This is a genomic window from Aeromonas sp. CA23, assembly GCF_002587065.1.
In the GTDB taxonomy this organism is placed as follows: domain Bacteria; phylum Pseudomonadota; class Gammaproteobacteria; order Enterobacterales; family Aeromonadaceae; genus Aeromonas; species Aeromonas bestiarum.
Genome location: NZ_CP023818.1, coordinates 1,687,721 through 1,711,262, shown reverse-complemented (window position 1 = coordinate 1,711,262; position 23,542 = coordinate 1,687,721). Strand labels below are relative to the sequence as shown.

22 protein-coding genes are annotated in these 23,542 nt (G+C 60.0%); 8 read left to right on the top strand and 14 right to left on the bottom strand.

What is annotated here, in order from left to right:
• From CK910_RS08040 to CK910_RS08015, 6 genes are all read left to right on the top strand, one after another.
• Positions 1-525, top strand: a complete 525-nt coding sequence (locus CK910_RS08040) for a protein disulfide oxidoreductase (protein WP_098982095.1) — start codon at positions 1-3, stop codon at positions 523-525.
• Between the two features lie 249 nt (positions 526-774).
• A complete protein-coding gene (gene atcJ, locus CK910_RS08035) occupies positions 775-1,059 on the top strand; it encodes a cold adaptation protein ActJcold adaptation protein ActJ (RefSeq protein WP_096119877.1) in 285 nt (94 codons plus the stop codon).
• A gap of 6 nt (positions 1,060-1,065) precedes the next feature.
• Positions 1,066-1,596: a cold adaptation protein AtcA gene (gene atcA / locus CK910_RS08030; protein WP_098982092.1), complete on the top strand. Its 531-nt coding sequence runs from the start codon at positions 1,066-1,068 to the stop codon at positions 1,594-1,596.
• A 13-nt stretch (positions 1,597-1,609) separates the two neighbouring features.
• Positions 1,610-2,371 carry a cold adaptation protein AtcB gene (gene atcB / locus CK910_RS08025; RefSeq protein ID WP_098982089.1) on the top strand — a complete coding sequence of 254 codons (762 nt, stop codon included), beginning with the start codon at positions 1,610-1,612 and terminating at the stop codon, positions 2,369-2,371.
• 11 nt (positions 2,372-2,382) lie between these two features.
• Positions 2,383-3,288, top strand: a complete 906-nt coding sequence (gene atcC, locus CK910_RS08020; protein WP_098982086.1) for a cold adaptation protein AtcC — start codon at positions 2,383-2,385, stop codon at positions 3,286-3,288.
• Positions 3,289-3,774: 486 nt separating this feature from the next.
• Positions 3,775-5,271, top strand: coding sequence for a peptide MFS transporter (locus CK910_RS08015; protein ID WP_098982083.1), 1,497 nt, complete (start codon positions 3,775-3,777; stop codon positions 5,269-5,271).
• Between the two features lie 190 nt (positions 5,272-5,461).
• Here the strand turns inward: CK910_RS08015 and CK910_RS08010 are convergent, their stop codons facing one another.
• Positions 5,462-6,718, bottom strand: coding sequence for an MFS transporter (locus tag CK910_RS08010; protein WP_098982081.1), 1,257 nt, complete (start codon positions 6,716-6,718; stop codon positions 5,462-5,464).
• Positions 6,719-6,805: 87 nt separating this feature from the next.
• On the opposite strand from CK910_RS08010, the gene CK910_RS08005 reads away from it, so the two are divergent.
• Positions 6,806-7,714, top strand: coding sequence for a LysR family transcriptional regulator (locus CK910_RS08005; protein ID WP_098982078.1), 909 nt, complete (start codon positions 6,806-6,808; stop codon positions 7,712-7,714).
• Positions 7,715-7,819: 105 nt separating this feature from the next.
• On the opposite strand, the gene CK910_RS08000 is transcribed toward CK910_RS08005, so the two are convergent.
• The 12 genes from CK910_RS08000 to nudF form a co-directional block, all read right to left on the bottom strand.
• Positions 7,820-8,824, bottom strand: coding sequence for an alpha/beta hydrolase family protein (locus tag CK910_RS08000; RefSeq protein WP_253852843.1), 1,005 nt, complete (start codon positions 8,822-8,824; stop codon positions 7,820-7,822).
• Positions 8,825-8,946: 122 nt separating this feature from the next.
• Positions 8,947-11,241, bottom strand: coding sequence for a DNA topoisomerase IV subunit A (gene parC / locus CK910_RS07995; RefSeq protein WP_098982076.1), 2,295 nt, complete (start codon positions 11,239-11,241; stop codon positions 8,947-8,949).
• Positions 11,242-11,319: 78 nt separating this feature from the next.
• A complete protein-coding gene (parE, locus tag CK910_RS07990) occupies positions 11,320-13,215 on the bottom strand; it encodes a DNA topoisomerase IV subunit B (protein ID WP_098982074.1) in 1,896 nt (631 codons plus the stop codon).
• Between the two features lie 210 nt (positions 13,216-13,425).
• Positions 13,426-15,441: an FUSC family protein gene (locus tag CK910_RS07985; protein WP_253852841.1), complete on the bottom strand. Its 2,016-nt coding sequence runs from the start codon at positions 15,439-15,441 to the stop codon at positions 13,426-13,428.
• A 1-nt stretch (position 15,442) separates the two neighbouring features.
• On the bottom strand, positions 15,443-16,309 hold the full coding sequence (locus CK910_RS07980; RefSeq protein ID WP_098982071.1) for an efflux RND transporter periplasmic adaptor subunit: 867 nt from the start codon (positions 16,307-16,309) through the stop codon (positions 15,443-15,445).
• Positions 16,302-16,544, bottom strand: a complete 243-nt coding sequence (locus CK910_RS07975) for a DUF1656 domain-containing protein (RefSeq protein ID WP_043137108.1) — start codon at positions 16,542-16,544, stop codon at positions 16,302-16,304. The genes CK910_RS07980 and CK910_RS07975 overlap by 8 nt, the downstream gene beginning before the upstream one ends.
• Positions 16,545-16,743: 199 nt before the next feature.
• The gene (locus tag CK910_RS07970; protein WP_098982068.1) at positions 16,744-17,106 is read right to left on the bottom strand and encodes a GFA family protein; all 363 of its coding nucleotides are present in this window, start codon (positions 17,104-17,106) and stop codon (positions 16,744-16,746) included.
• A gap of 37 nt (positions 17,107-17,143) precedes the next feature.
• Positions 17,144-17,767, bottom strand: a complete 624-nt coding sequence (locus tag CK910_RS07965; RefSeq protein WP_098982066.1) for an NUDIX hydrolase — start codon at positions 17,765-17,767, stop codon at positions 17,144-17,146.
• Between the two features lie 2 nt (positions 17,768-17,769).
• The gene (locus CK910_RS07960; RefSeq protein ID WP_098982063.1) at positions 17,770-18,357 is read right to left on the bottom strand and encodes a YqiA/YcfP family alpha/beta fold hydrolase; all 588 of its coding nucleotides are present in this window, start codon (positions 18,355-18,357) and stop codon (positions 17,770-17,772) included.
• A 13-nt stretch (positions 18,358-18,370) separates the two neighbouring features.
• Positions 18,371-19,189, bottom strand: coding sequence for a 3',5'-cyclic-AMP phosphodiesterase (cpdA, locus tag CK910_RS07955; protein WP_098982061.1), 819 nt, complete (start codon positions 19,187-19,189; stop codon positions 18,371-18,373).
• Between the two features lie 26 nt (positions 19,190-19,215).
• Positions 19,216-19,617, bottom strand: a complete 402-nt coding sequence (locus CK910_RS07950; protein WP_277604418.1) for a DUF1249 domain-containing protein — start codon at positions 19,615-19,617, stop codon at positions 19,216-19,218.
• 46 nt (positions 19,618-19,663) lie between these two features.
• Positions 19,664-20,305: an ADP-ribose diphosphatase gene (gene nudF / locus CK910_RS07945; protein ID WP_172955269.1), complete on the bottom strand. Its 642-nt coding sequence runs from the start codon at positions 20,303-20,305 to the stop codon at positions 19,664-19,666.
• Positions 20,306-20,611: 306 nt separating this feature from the next.
• Between nudF and tolC the strand changes: the two genes are divergently transcribed.
• Positions 20,612-21,937 carry an outer membrane channel protein TolC gene (gene tolC / locus CK910_RS07940; RefSeq protein WP_098982054.1) on the top strand — a complete coding sequence of 442 codons (1,326 nt, stop codon included), beginning with the start codon at positions 20,612-20,614 and terminating at the stop codon, positions 21,935-21,937.
• 173 nt (positions 21,938-22,110) lie between these two features.
• Here tolC and hldE read toward each other — a convergent pair whose 3' ends face one another.
• Entirely contained in the window at positions 22,111-23,538 is a 1,428-nt protein-coding gene (gene hldE / locus CK910_RS07935; RefSeq protein WP_043137127.1) for a bifunctional D-glycero-beta-D-manno-heptose-7-phosphate kinase/D-glycero-beta-D-manno-heptose 1-phosphate adenylyltransferase HldE, read from the bottom strand.
• Positions 23,539-23,542: the final 4 nt, after the last annotated feature.

Genomic DNA, 23,542 nt, shown 5'->3' with positions numbered 1-23,542 from the left:
ATGACAGAGACTATCACCACCCAACCCCGCTGGCGGCGCTGGGGCAAGGAGGCGCTCTGGCTGCTGCTGTTTGGCGTTGTCATCTCGACGGCGCTGGACCTCTGGCGCAGCCCGGCACTGCCAGAAGACGGCCCTCTGCCCACCCTCACCCTGCAAGATGGCACCACCGCCGACCTGCAGGCCATGAGCCGGGACAAGCCGCTGCTGGTCTACTACTGGGCCAGCTGGTGTGCCGTCTGCCGCTTCACCACACCGACGGTGGAGCAGCTCTGGCAGGACGGTGAAAACGTGCTGACGGTGGCACTGCGCTCCGGCAACGCCCAGCAGTTGAGCAAGGGGATGGGCAAGAAGGGGTTGACCTTCCCGACCCATAACGATGAGCGGGGGGATCTCGCCGCCCGCTGGCAGGTGAGCGTTACTCCCAGCTTCCTCATCGTCAAGGACGGCAAGGTGGTGAGTACCACCACAGGCTGGAGTTCGGGTCTGGGGCTGAAACTGCGTCTGGCCTGGGCCCGCCTCCAATAACCGACAACGCCCGGCCTGCCGGGCGTTTTTTCAACATCCATCACACATACCCCTCCCTCTTGTTGCCAAAATGGCAGCGATTGGAGCTTTTTCGCTATTGGCAACTTGCTTGCCATATCGCCTCCTATTCATGGCGGAGCTGGCCTGTTTCCGTTAAAATGACGGGTTTTTGCCGTGCCTGGTTTCTCAAGCTCCACCATCAGGCGCCCGCAGTGTGAATTCCAAGATGCCAGTGATGCAGGATCTGCCATGAACAACTACTTTCGGGTGCTGGGCGTCAAGTCCAACGCCAACGAAAATGACATCAAAAAAGCCTATCGCCGGCTGTCTAACCAGTACCACCCCGATAAGCTGTTAGGGGCGAGCGAAGAAGAGCGAGAGCTGGCAGCCATCAAGCTGCACCAGGTAAAGCAGGCCTATGAAGTGCTGTCAGACCCGAAACAGCGGGCCGCTTTCATCAAGGATTTCAACAACGTCATCGTGACCGATCCCGCTTCTGCCATGCAGGAGATGTGGGACCAATTCTACCCCTGAGGCGCTATGCAGAAAAAATGGGACCAGGCGCGGATCAAAGCGCTGATGAGTGATGCCAGCGAGAACATCGAATCCTACCGGGATCAGGACCAGCCCAAGGCACTTGAGCAGTTCACCGGCAAGATGAAGACACTGCTGCTGGCCGACATGAGCATGCTGGAGTTCATGCCCGAGTACCTGCCGCTGGCCCTCTATGGCCGGGTGCAGTTCCCGGCCAAGGCCAAACCCGAGTGGATCAAGTGGCTCGGCAGCGGCGTACAACCCTCATGGGACGAGTTCAAGGTGTCGGTGGCGTTCAACAATGCCGACCTGCCGCTGGTGAAAGCGGTACGGGCCCAGAGCGAAGATCAGCTGATCGAAGCCTGCGCCGTGCTGTTCCAGCTGGACAACCCGCTGCCGCGCGGTGGCCGCCGTGCCGATGACGACTACGAGCTGCGTGACGACGACGATGAAGACGGGGAAAACGCTGACGCCGACTACAACGGTGATGGTGACGACGACGGCGATCAAGACATGTACGACGAAGTACGTTTCTAACTTGAGGCAAAGCATGCACAGTCTGATAGAAATTACCGCCATCGAGATCAAAGAGCTGGCCGTGATCGAGCCGAAACAGGCCAGCGAAAAGTTCGAACTGATCGCCAAGACAATGTCCGACGACCAGTTGGCCGAAGTCATTGAACAGATTGATATCGTCACCCTGACCCAGATCAACGGCCAGCACGACATGTCGTTCCCGTCCATCATCTCCGAGCTGATGACCCCGGAGCGGATCCGCGACATCGTCTGCCAGCAGCCCCTCTACTGGGAAGAGGCGATCAAGAACAACGCCGAAGAGCTGCAGCAGCACACCTTCGACTTCCTCAACTACCTGATCCGCACCCAGGACAGCGATGCCAAGCAGGCGGAGATCCTGGAGTGCATCGCCGAGGATCCGGCCGGTCTCTTCTACCTCGCCATCCCCTTCATCGAGTTCTATCGCGGTGAACGCTTCGAGGATGACGAGGGCTTCCACGACACGCTGCACGCCGAAGAGGAAGATCTGGAAGAGGCACTCTCCTACAGCGACCGCCAGCAGAGTGAAAATGCCCACGACTACCCGCTGGATGACCCGCGCAGCCTCTTGATGCTGATCCGCGAGCTGACCCCCGAGGTGGAGAAAGCCATCAAGGCACTGCTGCGCAATGAGCACTCCTCTTGGGAGGGGATCATCAGCAAGTTCGCCAGCGAGCTGGTGATGCAGGCCAAAGAGAAGAACGACGCCTCCGACGAGTACGCCGAAGTCGACGACATGTTCAGCTTCCTGGATTGAGGAGCCCCGTCATGCAACTAGCCATACGCGATGTCAATCAGGGCCCCTTTCTCACCCAGGTGCTGCGCTTTGGCCGCGAGAGCGAACACTTGAGCGATCAGCAGCTTGGCCAGATCAAGGGCAAGGCGGTGCTGATGAGCCTGAAGTTCGCCGACAAGTACTACAACAAGTACAAGATGCACCTGCTGGAACAGGCCGCCCACGACGTCATCGGCGTGGTCAGCCTGGGGCTGCTGGAGCTGTCGCAACGAGATACCGCCAAGGCTCTCGCCCTGCTGCAGGCGCCGGAGGGGCCCATCAAGCCGTTCCAGAAGGGCTGGTCCATGCTTATCTCGGTCAGCGCCAAGCAGCCCGGTGGCAACAGCCTCTATGGCGACGTGGATGCGCGGCTCTTGGACAAGATCTCCAGCCCGCCGGACGTGGAAGAGTGGCAAGGCTGGCAGGAGTACGAGAAGGCGCTGGTGGAGCACAACAAGGCCCGCCTGATGAGCCTGATCGATCAGCACTTCTTCGCCTGCGAGAACGACCACCCCACCATGGAAGACAAGCTGGCCGAGGCCCTGCTCTATCGCATCCTCTGCGGCAATGGCAGCGGCGCGGCCCCCTTGAAGGTGAAGCAGGATCTCAAACGCCGTCTGGCACGAGACATAGTGCTGCAGGAAGCCTGGTACGACACCGACTATCTGGCCGCCCAGCTTGAACGCCTACTCGCCGAGCTGCCCCTCGACATGGCCAGCGCCCTGCGTCAGGAGCTGAGCCCGGGCTTCGTGCCCAACCTGCTGCATACCCTGGGCTTTGTGCGCCAGTACCAGCTGCTGCAACAAGAGAACGCCTCGCCGGAGAAGCTCGATAACGTCGAGATGCGGGCCGGTCTCAAGCACCCCCTGCTCGGCTGGCCGCTCTACCACGACTTCTAGGGCGCGTTTTCGCCGCCCGCTCAGTCGCACCACAACGCCCGGCCCGCCGGGCGTTGTTATATCTGGCGCTAAGCCCATCCCCGCACCTCCCCGATATTTATTCACTCAACGCCATAAGATGAATAAATGACCGGCTACGCGACCGTCGGGTTGCAGCGGCGCTACTGGGTAAAAAAACGGGATATGGATCGCACTACAGAGCCAAAATAGGCACAAAATGTGCCGAGCTGATCACATGAGGCGTACCGCAACAGCGTGGCAAATCAGGCTAAAACCACGACTATGCGCGCATAAAAAGGCGGAATAGATCAATAAAAAGCAATTAATCGTGCCAGATTAAATTTAAGATCTGGCAATTTGATCGGGCTGGTCGCTAAATGACAGACCAGCCTTGAAACCCGCATGGAAGCGCCAAAGGCTAGCCGGCAGCAGACCGGTACGCTCTCAGGATGAGTTGTGATTTTCTCTTCTCACAGGAGACAAACCGTGAGCGCTTCGACACCACACCCTCATCACGCCGCCGTCCCACCCGGCTCAGGCGCCCTGTTCTTTATCCAGACCTTCGCCACCCTGGGCTTTGCCGTCCTCTACTCCACCCTGGTGCTCTACGCCACCAAGCGGCTGGGCTTCAGCGAATCCCAGGCCAACGCCATGATGGGGATCTTCGGTGCCTTCAACTACGGCCTGCACCTGTTTGGTGGTTACCTCGGCGGGCGCTACCTCAGCAACCGCAACCTGTTCGTCATGGGTATGGTATTGCAGGTGATCGGCTGCTACCTCATCGCCGAGATGGGGGTCAGCGGTCTCTACTGGGGGCTCGCCATGTTCCTCACCGGCAGTGGCCTCAACGTCACCTGCCTCAACATGATGCTGACCCAACGCTTCGTCCCGGACGATCACCGCCGCGAGAGCGCCTTCCTGTGGAACTACGCCGGCATGAACCTGGGCTTCTTCATCGGCTTCTCGGTGGCGGGCTACTTCCAGCTGACCGAGGATTACCGCACCCTGTTCCTGTTCGCCACCCTGGGCAACGTGCTGGCCATCATCGCCACCCTCTGCTTCTGGCCCATTCTGGCGGATATCAACACCCCCCTGCGCCATATCAAGGGGCGCGGCTTCTACCTGCGGATGCTCGGCGGCCTCGCCATCCTGGCCCTGCTGGTGCCGGCCCTGCGCCTGCTGCTGACCCACGCCAGCTTCAGCGGCAGCTTCGTGCTGTTGCTGGGCGCCCTGGTGCTGGTGCTGCTCTGCGTGATGACCGCCCGCCACCCGGACGCCGCCGAGCGCAGCCGCATGGTGGCCTACATGATCCTCGCCTTGGGCTCGCTGATATTCTGGTCGCTCTACCAGCTGGCACCCATGGGGCTGATGCTCTTCTCCGAGCACAACATCAACCTCAATGTATTCGGGCTGCGGGTTGCCCCACAGTGGATCCAGAACATCAACACCCTGGTCATCGTCATCGGCGGCCCGCTGATGGCGCTGCTGTTCAAGCACCTGCGCGAGCAGGGCTGGCGCATCGACATCCCCTCCCAGTTTGCCGCCTCCCTGTTCTGCATGGGGCTGGGGATGCTGGTACTGCCGATCGGCATCCACCTGGCGGGGGCGGACGGCCTGGTCGCCTTCAAGTGGATAGCCATCAGCTATGTGCTGCAGAGCCTGGGGGAGCTGCTCATCTCCCCCATCGGCTACGCCATGATCGGCAAGCTGGCCCCCGCCAGCCTGCAAGGCTTGATGATGGGCTGCTGGATGATGGTGACCGGCGTCGCCTCCGTGCTGGCGGGCTATGTCTCCGCCGCCATGCCGCAAAACAGCGGCAGCACTCCGATCGCCACCAACCCGGGCTACGGCTCGGTATTCAATATGCTGGGCTGGGGATCCCTCGCGGGCGGCGTTGTGTTGCTGCTGCTGGTGCCCCGCCTGCGCCTGCTGATCGCCTCCAAGATCACCCCGCCCCCGGCAGGCGCTGCCATCCCCGTCTGATCGGGTTTGGGCCAGCCATTTAACTGGCCCTTGTCAGAGCGAACGGTTGAATCAGCGACTCGGGCGATAACACAGAGGGCCCCGCCATCATGGATGGCGGGGCCCTCTCTATTTGGCGGAATTGATGGCCCGTTTTTGGTTGGCGAATCCTTGTTTAGGCTCCACGAATCAAGCCTACAGATATCGTTGATCAAACATTCGGTTCTTTGAACACCAAATATAAACGCTTGAGCAACTGATATAGAAAGAGTGGTTGAATAATCGTCAGGGCTATGGTCAACCAAGCCACGGTAGCCATATTGCCCAGGTGACCATCGACATCCGTCAACAGCATCGAAGAGACTACGGCGGCTGAACCGCTGAATATATGCTGGAAAACATTCTGCAATGACATGAATCCAGCTCGTTCCCCGGGCTCTGCGACCTGACTATTAACAGCAGCAGCAGTGATCGTCCGCGTCGACGTCACTACCATGAACAAGGTAAAAATGGTCATGGTCGGCAACAAGGGGGAACCCAAGAAACCATCCCAAACAATGGCGATAATCAATCCCCCCACCCACATAGTGATGCGCATTGCGCCAAAACGGTCAATCAAATAGCCACCCAACTGCATCGCGAGCAAGCTGAAAACGCCACCCATGATATAGTACTGACTCATATCGCCGCGAGGCACACCGAGATTGAACTGAAAATAGGTTGCCATGTTCGGAACAATGAGGAAGGTACTAAAAATTGCCAACCCGATTGCCATAAAAGCATTCCACACTACAGGTCGTTTCAACATTTCAATGGATGAAAAAACCTTCCGGTCTTGCCCCAAGTGGGAAGTCATATTCGGCAGCCTCATAAATACCGCCACGCTGACGCACAATCCCAATCCACCAACGACATAAAAAGGTGCACTCCACCCTTTCAACATGGCCAGCTCCAGTCCCAACGGGACACCGGCAATGGCTGATAACGAGAAGGCCCCCATCACTATCGCCATCGCTCGACCACGTTGTGGTACTGGCGTGGCATCCACGACTATCGTCATCGCTATCGACGTTGCCGGACCGGAAAATATGCCTGCCAGCAAACGGGTAAAGAACAAACTTTCCATATTCCATGCTAAAGCGCACGCCCAGGTGGATAGCGTGACGCCCAGCAATGAGATCAGTGCAACGTATTTTCTATCAAATCGATCTATGTATCTGGCACATAATAAAGATGATAATGCGGCGGCCAGTGCATATCCTCCCCCCAAATATCCTATATAGGTTGGGCTGATATCGAGTGCACGAGATAAATCAGGCCCAAGCGGCATAATCATCATAAAGTCCAGTGTACTCACCAATTGGATAAAGGCCGCCAGCCAGACGCTACCCACATCCATCACCGCGCTATTAAAATGAGGTTTCTTACCTACCTTGTTTTGATCTGACATCATAGTGTTTGCGCTCAATATTTAGAGGCAGACAGCATACCCACTACCATCATTTATTTTTATCCTTTAGAATGGCATAGACTGTTATCATATTAGGGATAATCGATGCGCACAGGCTTGGACTTTACTTCATCAAGGATCTTTATTGCCGTGGTTGAACAAGGCAGTTTTGTCGGCGCATCTAAAACCCTTCAAATCCCCACGTCAAATGTGAGCCGCAGTATCTCTCAATTGGAAGAAGCCTTGAACCTTCAACTGATTGAGCGCACTACCCGCCATATGAAGCTCACCCAGGCGGGGCAACTGCTCTATACCAGGGTGAAACCATTGCTGGAATCACTGGAGCAAACCGAGGCTGAATTGACATCACAACAGATTCAGCTGAAAGGGCCACTGCGCATCTGTATCCCCAATGAAGCCGGGCCCAGGCTGCTCGGTACAGCCATCGCTGACTTTGCCTGTCAACATCCCGAAATAAAGATCAGCTGTATTACCAATTTGTCCGGACTTGAATCCTTAAGAGAGGATCTGGACATGGCAATCATCATTCACAGAGGCAAGCTGGATGACAGCGATTATATTGCCAGCCATCTGACCACCATTCCCTGTACCGTTGTTGGCTCCCCTTCTCTTATTCAGCGATGTGGGCTTCCCAACCACACGGCGCAGCTAAAAGATCTCCCCTGCATTACTACGGTTAGCGCCCTGAAAGGCATGCCTTGGCAGTTCACTCGTACAAACAGTACGTTTTCCACCATTCAGGTGAATGAACACTACCGGGTCAATAGTGGTGAGCTGGCGCTCAAAGCCGCGATCGCCGGTGTCGGATTTGCCATTCTAGCCAAGGTATCTTGCCAGGCGTTTATTGATGATGGCAGCTTGGTCGAAATTGAACTTGAGTTACCCGCCGCCCCATTGCAGTTGTTTGCTGTTTATGCAAACCGCCAATATCTACCGGCTAAAACACGCGTATTTATTGATTTTATACGGGAAAACATTATGAATTATCAGTAACTAAATCCAATAAAGCCTCAACAGATTGCGTTGACTTCTCAAGATACCAAAATCCGGCTGCTATCGTTTTCGAACGCTGATTACGCTTCGCCATCAGACACGTTGTTATTTCAATTTAAGCCACACTCGGCTGAGAAATTCAGAAATTTTACCATTAATTACCGCATGTATATGCTCTCTGTTTATTCCTGATGCATCATTACAAATAGCCGGGGCCATTTTATTTAATTGAGCAGAGCACGGTGAGAGAAAAACAAAATGACCGGCATTGTGTATTACCTGAAATTCATTTTCTGCAGCCAACATTTTGGCCAGATCTCTCGAGTTTTCCTCCCAAGAAAGCTCTTCATCCTGATCACCAGTAAAAATAAGGGTAGGTTCAATCACTCTTTTTAGTGAGTGGGGAGACAGTGCCATACTCACCGGAGCCATAAAAACCCATGCCTGGATTCTCGAGTCGGGGCGCACAACTAAACCAGAATGATCATTGATGATGATCCCTTTGGTCGAACATATAGCTTTCATTTCATATTTACGACAATAATTTGCATAGCGTCCTGAATCAATTTCCCCTCCTCTTAACAACAATCCTGTTGCACCGCCGGCAGAGAAACCAATAAATGCTATTTTATCTACATCAACATATGCAGCTAGCTCTGCATTATTAGTTACTGCTGTAATGGCGGCAGAAATTTGTAATGGGCGGCCATACCATGAACTAATGGCTCCCGCCCCAGTCTGATCCTTGTAGTTGTCACCAGGGTGAGTGAGGGTAACAACAATATTGCCCTGCCGAGCCAGAGTTGTGGCAAGGTCATGATGACTCCACAAACTACCGGCGTTGCCATGTGAGATAACTATGACTGGATAGCGGCCTGGTACTATATCCAGCGCCTTTTTTGCCGCTATTTGATAAGGGCCTATCGTAGTTGGTGTGTTTTCTGCAGCCACACCGGGGTAGAAATATACGGCATCCATCGGCTTTCCGCCTACAGGATCTGTCACTATGAGACGCTTAAACCCTGTATATTCAGCCGATACGACGAAGGATGACAAGGCACTGCACGTACATATTGCACAAAGTAAAAAATAACGGAAAAAAAGCCTCATCAGATATCCTTTCTGATCCAATCGACATTGGGACGACACGCTACCACTATCGCCATGAGGAGTCATTTTTAACAAAAAAATGGGAGCGAATAATTCGCTCCCATCTTGTATAGATCCGTTGACTACCCTTCCTGACTTTCCTCAGCGGCCGGCTCTGCACCGGCCACGGCTTCAATCTCGATGCGATCGACGCGCTGCAAACCGCGGGGCAGCTTGGCGCCACGGCGGCCGCGCTCGCCGCGGTAGTAGTCGAGATCAGATGGCTTAAGAGTGAGCTTGCGCTTGCCGGCGAACAGGGTGACATATTGCCCCTGCGGTATGATGGCGGCCATCACCATAAACTCCTCCCGCGCCTTGACCCGCGCCGACGGAATGCTGATCAGCTTGTTGCCCTTGCCCTTGCCAAGCACCGGCAGAGTGCTGAGCGGGAACAGCAGCATGCGCCCCTCGTTGGAGATGGCCATGCAGAGATCGGTTTCTGGCGAGCCAATCTTCTGGGGTGCCATCACCAGGCCCCCTTCCGGCACCGTCAGCAGCGCCTTGCCGTTCTTGTTCTTGCCAATCAGGTCGTCATATTTGCAGACGAAGCCGTAACCGGCGTCACTCGCGATGAGATAAGGCTCGCCCTCGTTGCCCATCACCAGATGGCGTACCTCTTCCCCCGCCCCCAGGGCGAAGCGACCGGTGAGCGGCTCCCCCTGACTGCGGGCGGAAGGCAGGGTGTGCGCCTCAAGCGAATAAGTGCGCCCCAGGCTGGAGAGGAAGACTGCCTGCTGGTTGCTGCGCCCGCAGGCGTGGGCCAGATAGCCATCCCCCGCCTTGTAGGATAGGCCTTCCACGTCCACGTCGTGGCCCTTGGCGGCCCGTACCCAGCCCGCGCCCGACAGGATGACGGTCACTGGCTCACTCGGGGTCAGCTCTTTCTCGGTCAGCGCGACGGCTGTGGCACGCTCCACCAGCGGGGTGCGGCGATCGTCGCCGTACTTCTCGGCATCCGCCAGCAGCTCTTTCTTGAGCAGGGTATTGAGGCGACGCTCGGAGCCCAGAATGAGTTCGAGCTTGTCGCGCTCCAGCGCCAGCTCTTCCTGCTCGGCGCGCAGCTTGAACTCTTCGAGCTTGGCCAGATGGCGCAGTTTGAGCTCGAGGATGGCCTCGGCCTGGGTCTCGCTGATGTTGAAGCGCTCCACCATCACCTTGCCCGGCTCATCCTCGGTGCGGATGATCTCGATCACCTCGTCGATGTTGAGATAGGCGACCAGCAAGCCTTCGAGGATGTGCAGGCGAGCCAGCACCTTGTCGAGGCGATATTGCAGGCGGCGACGCACCGTCTCGCGACGGAAGACGATCCACTCGGCGAGGATCATCTTGAGGGTCTTCACCTGGGGTCTGTTGTCCAGCCCCAGTATGTTGAGGTTGACGCGATAGTTCTTCTCCAGATCCGTGGTGGCGAACAGGTGGGCCATCAGCCCCTCCACATCCACCCGGTTGGAGCGGGGAATGATCACCAGACGGGTCGGGTTCTCGTGGTCCGATTCATCGCGCAGATCACTGACCATTGGCAGCTTTTTGGCCACCATCTGGGCGGCGATCTGCTCCATGATCTTGGCGCCGGAAGCCTGATGGGGCAGCGCCGTGATGACGATGTCGCCATCCTCCTCGCTCCACACAGCCCGCTGCTTGATGGAGCCCTTGCCGGTCTCGTAGATTTTGCGGATGTCATCGCGGGGCGTGATGATCTCGGCGCTGGTCGGGTAGTCCGGCCCCTGAATGTGCGCCATCAGCGCATCCAGCCCCGCATTGGGGTTGTCCAGCAGCTCGGCACAGGCAAGAGCCACTTCCCGCGCGTTGTGGGGCGGGATGTCGGTCGCCATGCCCACCGCTATGCCGGTCACCCCGTTGAGCAGTATGTGGGGCAGGCGGGCGGGCAGCACCACGGGTTCCTTCATGGTGCCGTCGAAGTTCGGCGTCCACTCCACGGTGCCCTGGCCCAGCTCGGAGAGCAGCAGCTCGGAGAAGCGCGACAGCCGCGCCTCGGTGTAACGCATGGCGGCGAAGGATTTGGGATCGTCCGGCGCACCCCAGTTGCCCTGACCGTCCACCAGCGGGTAGCGGTAGGAGAAGGGCTGGGCCATCAGCACCATGGCTTCATAACAGGCGCTGTCGCCGTGGGGATGGTACTTACCCAGCACGTCACCCACGGTACGGGCCGACTTCTTGTGCTTGGAGAGCGCGGAGAGCCCCAGCTCGCTCATGGCGTAGATGATGCGCCGCTGCACGGGCTTGAGGCCATCGCCGATATGGGGCAAAGCCCGATCCATGATGACGTACATGGAGTAGTTCAAGTAAGCCTGTTCGGTGAAGGCGCGCATGGGCTGGCGCTCGACCCCGTCCAGACTGAGCTCGATAGCATCACTCATAAGGTTGTTCTCTTGCTAGGGTGCGCCACTGGGCGGCGCACCTGAAAGTCGGGTCGGCTGATGACAGAGGCCATTGGCTTAGATGATCGCAAGGTTGCCCTTCTCCTCAAGCCACTCGCGGCGATCCGGGGCACGCTTCTTGGCCAGCAGCATGTCCATCAGTTGCAGGGTCTCGTCCCCCTCCTCCAGCTCGCCCATGGTGAGCTGCACCAGCCGGCGGGTGTTGGGATCCATGGTGGTTTCCCGCAGCTGTTTCGGGTTCATCTCACCCAGGCCCTTGAATCGGGTCACCATCACCTTGCCCTTCTTCTTCTCGGCCTCGACCCGTTGCAGCACGCCGTTCTTCTCATCCTCGTCCAGGGCATAGAAGACCTCCTTGCCGATGTCGATCCGGTAGAGCGGCGGCATGGCCACATAGACGTGGCCCTTGTTGACCAGGGTTCTGAAATGCTTAACAAAGAGAGCGCACAGCAGGGTGGCGATATGCAGACCGTCCGAGTCCGCATCCGCGAGTATGCACACCTTGCCGTAGCGCAGGCCGGAGAGATCCTCCGAGTCCGGATCCAGGCCTATGGCCACAGAGATGTCGTGCACTTCCTGGGAGGCGAGCACTTGACCGGCCTCCACCTCCCAGGTGTTCAGTATCTTGCCGCGAAGGGGCATGATGGCCTGGAATTCACGGTCCCGCGCCTGCTTGGCGCTGCCGCCCGCGGAGTCACCCTCCACCAGGAACAATTCGCCTTGCATGGGGTCGGCGCAGTTGCAGTCGGTGAGCTTGCCGGGCAGGGCCGGGCCCTGGGTAATCTTCTTGCGCACCACCGTCTTGGCGGCGCGCATCCGGCGCTGGGCGCTGCTGATGCAGATCTCGGCTATCTGCTCCGCCAGCTCGGTGTTGCTGTTGAGGTAGAGGCTGAAGGCATCCTTCACCACCCCGGAGACGAAGGCCGAGCTCTGGCGGGACGACAGCCGCTCCTTGGTCTGACCTGCGAACTGGGGATCCTGCATCTTGACCGAGAGGATGTAGGCGCAGCGATCCCAGATGTCTTCTGGAGTCAGCTTGACCCCGCGCGGCAACAGGTTGCGGAACTCGCAGAACTCGCGCATGGCGTCGAGCAGGCCCTGACGCAGGCCGTTGACATGGGTGCCGCCGAGCGCAGTGGGGATCAGGTTCACATAGGATTCGGCGAGGCACTCACCCCCCTCCGGCAACCAGCACAGGGCCCAGTCCACCGCAGACTGCTCGGTGCTGAAGGCGCCGACGAAGGGCTGCTCCGGCAGGCAGGTGAACTGCTTGACCGCATCAACGAGGTAATCCTTGAGGCCATCCTCGTAGCACCACTCCAGCTTGATGCCGGTGTTCTTGTCGAGGAACTTGATGGTGAGGCCGGGGCAGAGCACGGCCTTGGCCTTGAGCAGATGCTCGAGCTTGGAGACCGAGAAGCGCGGCGAGTCGAAGTAGCGCGCCTCTGGCCAGAAGCGCACCCGGGTGCCGGTGTTGCGGCGCCCGCAGGTGCCTGTGATGGTCAGCTCCTGCACCTTGTCGCCGCGCTCGAAGGCGATGTCATAGACCTGGCCGTCCCGGCGCACCGTCACCTCGACCCGATCGGAAAGGGCATTCACCACAGAGATGCCCACCCCGTGCAGACCGCCGGAGAACTGGTAGTTCTTGTTGGAGAACTTGCCCCCCGCGTGCAGCTTGCAGAGGATCAGCTCCACACCGGAAACGCCCTCTTCCGGGTGAATGTCGACCGGCATGCCACGGCCGTCATCGATCACCTCGAGAGACTGGTCCTCGTGCAGGATCACCTCCAGGGTGCGGGCATGGCCCGCCAGCGCCTCATCGACGCTGTTGTCGATGACCTCCTGGCCGAGGTGATTGGGCCTGGTGGTGTCTGTGTACATGCCGGGGCGGCGACGCACCGGTTCGAGGCCATTGAGGACCTCAATGGCATCCGCATTGTATTGAGTGGACATGGAGGGCCTTGCGAATTGACGTTTGGAGGGAATCTTACTCGCTGGGAGGGTCTTGGACAAATAGGGCGGTGGCAAAGGGTGATCCAGAGAGGCTATGGCCCCGCAGGATCAGGCGGGTGTCAGTGCCTTGGGTTTCGCCAGCAACAAGGACGAGAGGGATCAGGCGGGCGCCAGGGCCGAAGGCTGCGCCTGCCACAAGGACGAGAGGGATCAGGCTGGCGCCAGTGACGAAGGCTGCGCCTGCAACAGGGGGGAGAGGGAGCAATGGAGTCGCCATACCAGGCCCGCCAGCTCCCGGGCCGAGGGCTCGGGGTGATCGGCCAGGCCAAGGCTGATGCGATCCAGCTCGGCCAGGGTCTGATGGAGGGAGCCATGTTGCACCCCCTGCTCGGTGAGGATCCCCTCAAGACAGCGCACGCAGGCGTCCCGCACCAGATAGAGTGCCGGCTCCCTGCCCCGCCACTGGCGCAGTTGCCAGACGATGTGGCTGCAGTTGAGCAGCACCACGCCCCAGCGCAGCACCCAGAGCCGGGCCGTCTGATCCTGGCTCTGGCTGAGCTGGCTGATGCCGTGATAGATGCGCGATTCGAACTGGCTCTCACTCTGCTGTGGCCTGGGCGCCAGCTGATCCATGAAGTCGTGGCGCAGGATGCGCATGATGCGGCGACTCTTGCGCCGATCCGAGCTCGGCCGCAGGATCTGGAACGCCAGCCCGGCCGCCATCACCCCCAGCACCTGGCTGATGCTGGTATTGATGAACAACGAGTAGTCGTAGCTCGGCGGGTTGGTGATGGAGAGAAAGGAACCGAGCAGCACTATGAGCTGACCCCACAGCACCGCCATCCTGGGCTTTTGCAGCTTGAACATCTGCATGGTGACCAGCACGGGAAACAGCAGGGCGCAGAACTGCCAGAAGTCGTCGATGCGGATCATCAGGCCGAACTTGACCGCGAAACAGACCAGGCTCAGCAGCAGAATAGCCTGCAGCATGGTGTTGACTCCCTTGACCGGCGCCGGCGTCGCCGAGTAGAGCACGCAGCAGATAGAGAGCATGGTCAGCGCCGTGCCCCCCAGATCCCACTGACTGTGGATCCAGAAGGCGCAACCCAGCAGCACGCAGAGGAAGGTGCGGCCACCGTTGTAGGCCGCCTCATAGCTGTCGGTGTGGCTGGTGAGCGAGGTGTGTCGCGGCGGGGCCGGCCACTCCCGATCGTCATACTGTTCCAGCCGGCTCAGCCAGCGCTGGCACTCCAGATAGCTCCAGCAGAAGTGACGCAGCCGCAGCCAGAAGGTGCGGTGCCGATAATCGCACCCCGCAGTCGGCGCGAACGGAGCCAGCAGACGGGCGATGCGATACTTGTCGCACGCCGGCTTGCCCAGCTCGGTCAGCAGGCTGGCCAGCAGCGTCTGAATGCCTGCCGGTTGCTCCGGCCAGTTGTGCAGCATGCGGCGCTGGCTGGAGATGAGGCTGATGATCCGCAGCTGGCGGTGCAGCAGGAAGTTGAGCAGCTTGTTGTGGCGGCGCAGCCGGTGGTGGCTCCACACCGCCTGAATGCGCAGCACGTTCATGGTGAGGATCTGGCCGATCAGCCCCTCGTGGGCACTGCGCACATCCGGGTTGGCCTCCCCCAGCCAGAGCAGCTGGGCATGTTCCAGCAGGCGGCTCTGGCTCTTGCGCAGCGATTGCAGCAGGGTCTCGCTGTCGGAGGTGCTGGGCAGGATCATCATCATCAGGCCACCGCAGAGGATGCCGATGATCACCTCGCTCACCCGGGCCTGGGCTATGTCGAAGATATGATGCGGATCGACCACGTTGACGCAGGAGAAGGCGATGATGGCGGCCGTGTAGCCCGCCAGGGCAAAGGCGTAGGAGACGTTGTTCTGATAGTGGTTGGAGATGTAGGTGCAGAGTCCGAGCCAGAGGGCGATGAGAAAGCTGAACAACCAGGGATCGCTGATGCCAAGGCCGGTGATCACCACGGCCGCCATGGCGCCGATCAGACTGCCGACCACCCGCCCCAGGCTCTTGCTGATGACCCCGCCGACGGTGGGAAAGCTCACCACGGCGGCCGAGGTCATGGCCCAGTAAGGGGCATCCAGCTGCAAGACAAACGCCAGCCAGAGCGACAGGCACATGGCCAGGCTGTTGCGCAGGGCATAACGCCACTGGCCACCGCTGGCCTTGCCCCAGGGGGTCCGGCGCCAGAGCGACCCGATTGCACTCACCTCATTCCCCTATGGTGATGGTGCAGGTGGTGCCCGCGATCAGGGCCAGCTCGGGCGGCACATCCAGCAGGCGGATCCGCACCGGCACCCGCTGGGCCAGCCGCACCCAGGGCACGTTCGGTTTGACGTCGAGCAGCAGGCTGCTGCCACCGTCCACGCTCTGATCGTGAATCGCGCGCCCTATGCTTTCCACCTCGCCGCGCAGGGTCTGATCCCCGCTGTATAGCACCACCTCGGCCGGCTTGCCCGGCGCTATGCGCCTGAGCTTGGTCTCTTCGAAATAACCCTGCACATAGAAGGAGTGGATATCCACCAGTGCCACCAGCGGCACCCCGGCGCTGGCATAGTTGCCGACCCGGGTCTGCAGGTTGGTGATGTAACCGTCGCTCGCGGCATGCACCTGGGTCTTGGCTAGGGACCACTGCGCCTGCTCCAGATTGGCCTGGGCCACCTGATAGGCCGCCTTCATCGCCTGGGCATTGAGCCGTGCCTCGTCCCCGGCCTCCGCCGAGATGACGTTATTCGACAAGCCACGGCGACGCGTCGCCTCGTGCTCGGCCTTGTCGAGATCCGATTTGGCCTTGGCGAGCGCCGCGCTGGCGTTGTCGAGGGCGATCCGGTAGGGCTCGGGGTCCAGGGTGAAGACCAGCTCTCCCGTCTTCACCTGCTGGTTGTCCTTGACCGCTATCTTGATGATCTTGCCCGATACCTCGGGGGTGATGCTGACCAGTTCGGCCCGCACCTTGCCATCCCGGGTCCAGGGACCCTGCATGTAGTAGTTCCACAGCCACCAGCCCGCCGCCAGCGCCAGGACGCACACCAGCAGGGTGGAGAAGTATTTGAGGGTCGCGAGGGGTGATTTAGCCATGTAACAGGATCCAGAAAGCGCCACTGACGGCGAGGATAAACAGGGAGAGATCCATCAGCAGGGGATGCCAGACATCCCCGCCATAGAGCCAGTCACGCAGCAGATGATGCACAGGCAACCAGCCAAGCAGACCGAACAGCACGGCCTTGAACAGGGGTGGAAAGTAGAGAGAAGCGCCCAGTATCAGATCCGGCAGCGCTGAAGGGGTCGTCACAAGCGTGCTCCCTGTTGGCAGAGAAGGGCAAAAAAGTCGGCCAGGGTCTGCACCAGAGCAGACCCGCCAAGGTTAACACAGCCATTTCCAGTGCTACAGGAGCAGATGGCTCCCTTGCGGTCAGACCACTCGGCCGGGTGGTAAACCCAGTCGCGCAGCGGCACTTCACCGGCTCGAACGGGTTGATCCTTCAGAGGCAGGCGAGGTTGTCATCCTGTTCTCAACGGGTTGGGCGATCCGCAGGGTGATGCACCCCCTCGAGACAGGCGAGGTTGTAGCCATACTCGGCCGGGTTGGAGCGACGCTGGTGATGGGTGTAGATGCCGCAGACGCTGCAGAAGTAATACTTCGCGGTGCGGGTGTTGAACTGGTAGCAGCGCAGCACCGCCTCTCCCTGCAGGATGCGGATGCCCGAGAGCGGCACCGAGGCGACGATGGCGCCACGCCGCCGGCAGAGGGAACAGTCACAGCGGCGCGGATCCACCACCCCATCCGGCAAGCTGAGTTCCAGCACCACGGCCCCGCAGTGACAGCTGGCCTTGTGTTTCTCTTCAATGGGGGTGTTGCCGATGCGTTTTATCATGCAGCCTCCTTGCCGCCGGGCACTGGGCCCTGTCGTCTCAATCGAACAGCGTCTCGCGCCGCCCCTGCTGCAGATGAGCATGCAGGGTACGCAGCTGGGATACCAACACCCTGTGCAGGGAGAGCGGCGGCAGGGCATCGAGGGCGAAGTAGGCAGCGCCCCGGGTTTCGTCGGTCTCGGTGAGCAGTTGGCCCCCCGTCACCTCGCACAGGAAGAAGGCCTTGTGGGCGTGGGGCAACTGGGGCGGATGGGGGTGTTTGAGCTTGTCGAACAGCGCCAGCAACTGCACGGCCCGGCAGGCGAGCCCCGTCTCCTCGGCCACCTCGCGCACCACGGCACCGGCCGGCGAATCACCTATGTCACACCAGCCGCCCGGCAGGGTCCAGCAGCCGTCGCTGCGCTCCTGCACCAGCAGGATATGGCCGTCATCGTTTTGAATAAACGCCCGCACATCCAGCTTGGGGGTGGGATAGCCGCTATCGAGGGCGATCCATGCTGAAATGGCGGCGGGATCCAGCTCGCTCTGACTGGCAATCAGGGCGACCGTGGCCGCTCTGAGTGCCTCGCAACGGCCGATGTCGAAGGGGTCTTTGGAGTAGGTGAGGCCGGCCTGCGCCGTGGCCAGCACCTGTTCCAGAAAAGCGGCCAACGGCGGTTGCATGGCTAGAGCCCGAGGAAACGAATGATCTGGGCCGGGTAGCGCTCGAACCCGGTGAAGGCGTGATTGCCACCGCACTCCAGCGAGAGACGGGCAAAGCGGTATTCGGTCAGCGCCTTGCGATAGTCGAGCACCTCATCCTCCTGCTGTTGCAGGATCCAGAGCCGTTCGGGGGCCGTTACCGGCACCGCCAGCGCCTTCAGCTCGTCCATGTGGGCCGGCAGCAGCTCGTAGCGCTCGTCGGTATAGGGATTGGTCTGGGGGCCCAGATAGTCGCAGAGCAGCTCGTGAGGGCGCACCGCCGGGTTGATCAGGGCCGCACGGCAGCCATACAACTCACTGACTCTCGTTGCCATAAAACCGCCGAGTGAGCTGCCCACGGCGCCAAGCTTGAGGCGGTCACAGTGACGGGCGCTGGCCGCTTCAATGGTCTGCGCTATGGCCGCCCAGGCCGCCGCCGGCGTATTGGGCTGGGCCGGGATGATCACCTCGATGTCGGGCCTGTGCGCCGCTACCCAGGCAGCCATCTGCTGCGCCTTGGCCGAGCCGGGTGATGAATTGAAACCGTGCAGATAAAGCAAAACGGAGGTCATGGAAGCGGCCTCCTCAATAACCGGTGGCATCGGGGTCGGGCACAAACTGCCCCACCGGCAGACGCCACACCTGGCTCGCGACCCGGCCATCCGGATGCAGGGTGAGATAGCGCCAGCCCGGACCTGACTCGTCCAGCGCGAAACCATCGCTGAGCGGCTTGAACTGGATGCAGGTGGAGGGACTGGCAATCAGCCGCACCCCGCGATGCGTCTCGTCAAACTCCTGATGGACATGGCCAAACAAGATGGTTTTCTGCTGGGGATGACGGGCCAGCACGGCGAACAGGTCGTCGGCATTCTTGAGATTGTGCTGATCCAGCCAGGCGCAACCCACAGGCACCGCCTGATGGTGCAGGGCTATGAGGGCATGGCGCTCGGGGTGCTGGCGCAGTGCGCTGTCCAGCGCCGCCAGCTGGTGATCGCCGAGCACGCCGTGGGGTTTGCCGCGTACCTGGGTATCCAGCATTATCACCTGCCAGTGCTCGCCCACCAGCTGCTTGGCCTCGCTGATGCCGGCCGCATGCAGGTATTCGGTCATCAGGGGAGCGTCGTCATGGTTGCCGGGCAGCCAGTAGATGGGGCGTGCCAGCGGGGCCATCATGCTGGCAAAGCGCTGGTAGGATTCCGGACTGTGATCCTGCGACAGATCGCCGGTCGCCAGGATCAGATCAAACGGATGATCGTTGGCCTGCACCCGCTCCAGCACGGCAGCCAGGCTCTCCGCGGTGCGCACGGCCAATAGCCGCCCCTCGGCACTCGCGAAGAGGTGGGTGTCGGTAATTTGTAACAGGCGCACACTGCCGTCCTGCGCCTGGGGTAGCTCTGTTTCCAAAATCACGCTTCTTTTTATAAGTTCAACTAGAGGATGTTTATCAGGCTGGTACCATGTCTGAGACAAAATTTTAGCCAATCGGCCAGGAACAGATTTACCTGCTCCTTTTCATCCCGCTGGTGCATTTTTTTATTGGGATAATCATAACGTGGTTGCAACCTCGAAATCTGTTGCGCCGCACACACTTCCGCCATCCGCACATCATGATACAAACGAATCTCGATGCGAGCCTGCAAGTAGCTCGGCAATTCCGGGTTGTGCTGGGCCAGGATCACCTGGCTGGTGAAGCGGCTCTCCTCGCTGACGGTGAGCTGGAACTGCAGGCCGTTGCCCACCTGATAACGGCGCTCGGCCCCGACTGTGCCACCCGGCGGCAACAGTTTCATCAAGGCCATATAATTCACCTCGCAGGTACGCTGCAAGGACATCAAATCAGGCACATAACGCTTGGCCTGGGTGTGAACGAGCGCCACCTTAGCGCCCCGCCAGCCAGCGAGCCCGCAGCTCGCCGTGATTGAGGGCCAGCCACTGCAGCGCTATGACGGAGGCCGCGTTGTCGATGCGTCCCTCTTTGAGCCAGGCATAGGCCTGCTCGCGGCTCACCACGTGCACCCGGATATCCTCGCCCTCCTCCGCCAGACCGTGGGTCCCCTCGGCCTTGCTGGCATCCACCTCGCCCACATAGACCTCGATCCGCTCCGTGCTGCCACCCGGGCTCACCAGATAGCTGATGGCATGCTCACAGCGACCCACCTCGATCCCGGCCTCTTCCACCGCCTCGCGGCGCACCACGGCTTCGGCGGTTTCCCCTTCATCTATGATGCCGGCCACCAGCTCCAGCAGCCAGGGAGTGGGACTGGTCTCGATGGCGCCAATGCGGAACTGCTCCACCAGCACTATCTGGTCGCGCACAGGATCATAGGGCAGCAGGGCGCCGGCATGGCCGCGCTCGAACAGCTCGCGCACTATGGGTTCATTCCAGCCTCCCGCAAATAACCTGTGCTGCAGGCGATAGACGTTCACTTTGAAGAAGCCGTTATATCCCGATGATTTATCGATGATTTTTACATCATCGGCAGAATAGTGACGGGTTTGGGGCAAGGCTTGCTGCGACATACGAGACTCCCGCCAGCTTGACTTGGCTCGGTTTGACCATAAAATCCGAGAACATGAATGAACATTCATTCACTCGTTCCCGACGGAGATGAGGGATGGATTTTAGCAGCCACAGGGCATTTGGCTAGGCACGAGGGGGAGAAAACTCCCCCTCGTGCTTGACGTTCCTGTCGCTGGAAAAGAGACAGTTATCATAAAATTTTGCTTATAGTAGAGTGATTAAGCTGAAATCAAGCTTGCTCAGTAACAATACCCCTCCTTCATCCAGCGACAGCTTTGGGTTAATACATAAGGTTAAAACGATCTATGAAAAGAACACTCTTGTCAGCCATGGTGTTGCTGGGCGTCAGCGCCGGCGCCCATGCCGAAAACCTGCTCGATATTTACCAACAGGCTCAGATCAAGGACACCCAACTGCTGGAATCCAAGGCCAAGCGTGATCAGGCTTTCGAGAAGATCAACGAATCCCGCGCAGCCCTCTTGCCCCAAATCAATCTGGGTGCCGGTCTGAACTACCTGCAGAACAAGGGTGATACCCAGACCAACAGCAACGCCACCGGCTCCCTCTCGCTGGATCAGTCCATCTACCGCCGCAGCAACTGGGTCAACCTGGATCTGACCGAGAAGAGCGCCACCCAGTCTGACGTGGCCTATAACCTCGAAGTCCAGAACCTGATGCTGCGTACCTCCCAGGCCTATTTCGACGTGCTCAAGGCGATGGACACCCTGGAGTTCGTCCGCGCCAACAAGGCCGCAGTGGAACGCCAGCTGGAACAGACCCAGCAGCGCTTCGAAGTGGGCCTGACCGCCATCACGGACGTGCATGAGGCCGAGGCCGAGCGCGACCAGGCGCTGGCGGACGAGATCAATGCCGAAAACACCCTGGACAACAGCTACGAGAGCCTGCGTGAACTGACCGGCATCGACCACCGTCAGCTGGACGTGCTCAACACAGAGCGCTTCACCCCACAGAAGACACCGTTCAACTCTGACAAGTGGCTGGAGCTGGCGCTGGACAAGAACCTGCAACTGCACAGCGCCCGCATCGGCAAGGACATCGCCAAGGAGCAGATCGATCTGGCCAAGACGGGTCATGAGCCGACCGTGGATCTGGGCGCCGGTCTCTCCACCAGCTACAACGACTACAAGGACGAGATCCGCAACCCCGAGAGCAACAGCAATCAGGGCAACATAGGCCTGAACTTCAAGCTGCCGCTCTACACGGGTGGGGCGACTACCTCCCAGGTCAAGCAGTCACAGTTCAACTACGTGGCCGCCAGCGAGCAGCTGGAGCGCAGCTTCCGCTCGGTGCAGAGCACGGTTCGCTCCTCCTACAACAACGTGAACGCCAGCATAGGTTCGGTACGCGCCTACGGCCAGTCCGTCATCTCCGCCGACAGCGCCTTGAAGGCGACCGAGGCCGGTTATGAGGTCGGTACCCGCACCATAGTCGACGTGCTGGACTCCACCCGCAAGCTGTACCAGGCCAAGCAGAAGCTCTCCGAAGCCCGCTACAACTACATCCTCAGCATCCTCTCCCTCAAGCAGGCCGCCGGCACCCTTGAGCAGAAGGATCTGGAAGAAGTGAACCAGGGGCTGATGCCTGCCGCCAAGGTCACCAAGAAGTCCTGAGCCCCGCAGCTCATGTCATGAAAAAGGCGACCTCAGGGTCGCCTTTTCGTTATCTGCGCTTGCTGTTGCCCGCACCGGCCGGTTGCTTTGCCGCAGGCTGGTGCCGCTAGGTGCCACTTCCGCGCTCTGGCGCGCGCCAGACATAAAAAACCCGGCCTGAGCCGGGTTTTGACTCATCCGCGTTCGCGGATGGTCTTGATGATGTCGCTGGTGGAGCAGCCATCCTCGAAGTTGAGTACGCGCACCTCGCCACCGTTGGCGGTCACCTCGTCGTAACCGGCGATATCCTTCGGCTTGTAGTCACCGCCCTTGACCAGCAGGTCGGGCAGCACTTCGGCGATCAGCCGCTGGGGCGTATCTTCGGCGAAGGGCACCACCCAGTCCACTGCGCCCAGCGCGGCCAGCACGGCCATGCGACGGTCGGTCGAATTGACCGGGCGACCCGGCCCCTTCAGGCGGCGGACCGAGTCATCGGTATTGACCGCCACTATCAGGCGATCCCCCAGCTTGCCGGCATTGGCGAGGTAGGAGACGTGGCCGGCGTGCAGTATGTCGAAGCAGCCGTTGGTCATCACCACCTTCTCGCCACGCAGGCGGGCAGCCTGAACGGCAACCTTGAGCTGAGCCTCGGACATGACGCCAAAACCGGTCTCCTGCTCGGTGTAGAGGGCATTGGCCAGCTCGACCGGGCTGACGGTGGAGGTACCCAGCTTGCCGACGACTATACCGGCCGCCGTGTTGGCCAGGGCACAGGCCTCGTCCAGGCTCATGCCGGCGGCCAGAGAGGTGGCCAGGGTGGAGATGACGGTATCACCGGCACCTGTCACGTCGTAAACCTCGTGGGCCTGGGCCGGCAGGTGCAGCTCTGGCTGACCTTCACGGATCAGGGTCATGCCGTTTTCGGAACGGGTGACCAGCAGGGCCTCCAGCTCGAAACGCTTGACCAGCTCGAGTCCCTTGGCGACCAGATCCTCTTCACCCTTCACCTTGCCCACCACGGCCTCGAACTCGGACATGTTGGGGGTCAGCAGAGTAGCGCCGCGATACTTCTCAAACTCGGTCCCCTTGGGGTCGACCAGTACGGGAATGCCGGCGGCGCGGGCACGCTGGATCATGCCGGGTACGTCGTTGAGGGCACCCTTGCCGTAGTCGGAGAGGATCATCACGTCGCTGTTCGGCAGCGCCAGCTCCACCTTGTTCATCAGCAGAGTGGCATCGACATCGTGGAACGCTTCCTCGAAGTCCAGACGCAGCAACTGCTGGTTGCGGGACAACACCCGCAGCTTGGTGATGGTCGGATAGTCGGCCAGACGAACGAAATCACAGGCGACCTTGACGCCAGCCATCTGGCCAGCCAGCGCATCGGCGGCCTCATCCTGACCGGTCAGGCCCAGCAGCACGGCGTGGGCGCCCAGGGCGGCAGAGTTGAGGGCCACGTTGGCGGCGCCACCCGGGCGCTCCTCAATGTGCTCAACCTTGACCACGGGCACCGGGGCCTCGGGCGAGATCCGGCCGGTGGGGCCATGCCAATAGCGGTCCAACATGACATCGCCAACGACCAGAACGCGGGCTTTTTCAAACTCGGGCAGGGTGATCTTCATCTGT

Excerpts from the sequence above, each read along its gene's own strand:
- atcJ (WP_096119877.1), top strand. The coding sequence starts at position 775 with ATGAACAACTACTTTCGGGTGCTGGGCGTCAAGTCCAACGCCAACGAA.
- CK910_RS07980 (WP_098982071.1), bottom strand. The coding sequence starts at position 16,309 with ATGGCTAAATCACCCCTCGCGACCCTCAAATACTTCTCCACCCTGCTG.
- CK910_RS07965 (WP_098982066.1), bottom strand. The coding sequence starts at position 17,767 with ATGCAACCGCCGTTGGCCGCTTTTCTGGAACAGGTGCTGGCCACGGCG.
- atcC (WP_098982086.1), top strand. The coding sequence starts at position 2,383 with ATGCAACTAGCCATACGCGATGTCAATCAGGGCCCCTTTCTCACCCAG.
- CK910_RS07970 (WP_098982068.1), bottom strand. The coding sequence starts at position 17,106 with ATGATAAAACGCATCGGCAACACCCCCATTGAAGAGAAACACAAGGCC.
- atcB (WP_098982089.1), top strand. The coding sequence starts at position 1,610 with ATGCACAGTCTGATAGAAATTACCGCCATCGAGATCAAAGAGCTGGCC.
- CK910_RS08000 (WP_253852843.1), bottom strand. The coding sequence starts at position 8,824 with ATGAGGCTTTTTTTCCGTTATTTTTTACTTTGTGCAATATGTACGTGC.
- tolC (WP_098982054.1), top strand. The coding sequence starts at position 20,612 with ATGAAAAGAACACTCTTGTCAGCCATGGTGTTGCTGGGCGTCAGCGCC.
- CK910_RS08040 (WP_098982095.1), top strand. The coding sequence starts at position 1 with ATGACAGAGACTATCACCACCCAACCCCGCTGGCGGCGCTGGGGCAAG.
- CK910_RS08005 (WP_098982078.1), top strand. The coding sequence starts at position 6,806 with ATGCGCACAGGCTTGGACTTTACTTCATCAAGGATCTTTATTGCCGTG.
- parC (WP_098982076.1), bottom strand. The coding sequence starts at position 11,241 with ATGAGTGATGCTATCGAGCTCAGTCTGGACGGGGTCGAGCGCCAGCCC.
- CK910_RS07960 (WP_098982063.1), bottom strand. The coding sequence starts at position 18,357 with ATGACCTCCGTTTTGCTTTATCTGCACGGTTTCAATTCATCACCCGGC.
- CK910_RS07950 (WP_277604418.1), bottom strand. The coding sequence starts at position 19,617 with ATGTCCTTGCAGCGTACCTGCGAGGTGAATTATATGGCCTTGATGAAA.
- hldE (WP_043137127.1), bottom strand. The coding sequence starts at position 23,538 with ATGAAGATCACCCTGCCCGAGTTTGAAAAAGCCCGCGTTCTGGTCGTT.
- atcA (WP_098982092.1), top strand. The coding sequence starts at position 1,066 with ATGCAGAAAAAATGGGACCAGGCGCGGATCAAAGCGCTGATGAGTGAT.
- parE (WP_098982074.1), bottom strand. The coding sequence starts at position 13,215 with ATGTCCACTCAATACAATGCGGATGCCATTGAGGTCCTCAATGGCCTC.
- nudF (WP_172955269.1), bottom strand. The coding sequence starts at position 20,305 with ATGTCGCAGCAAGCCTTGCCCCAAACCCGTCACTATTCTGCCGATGAT.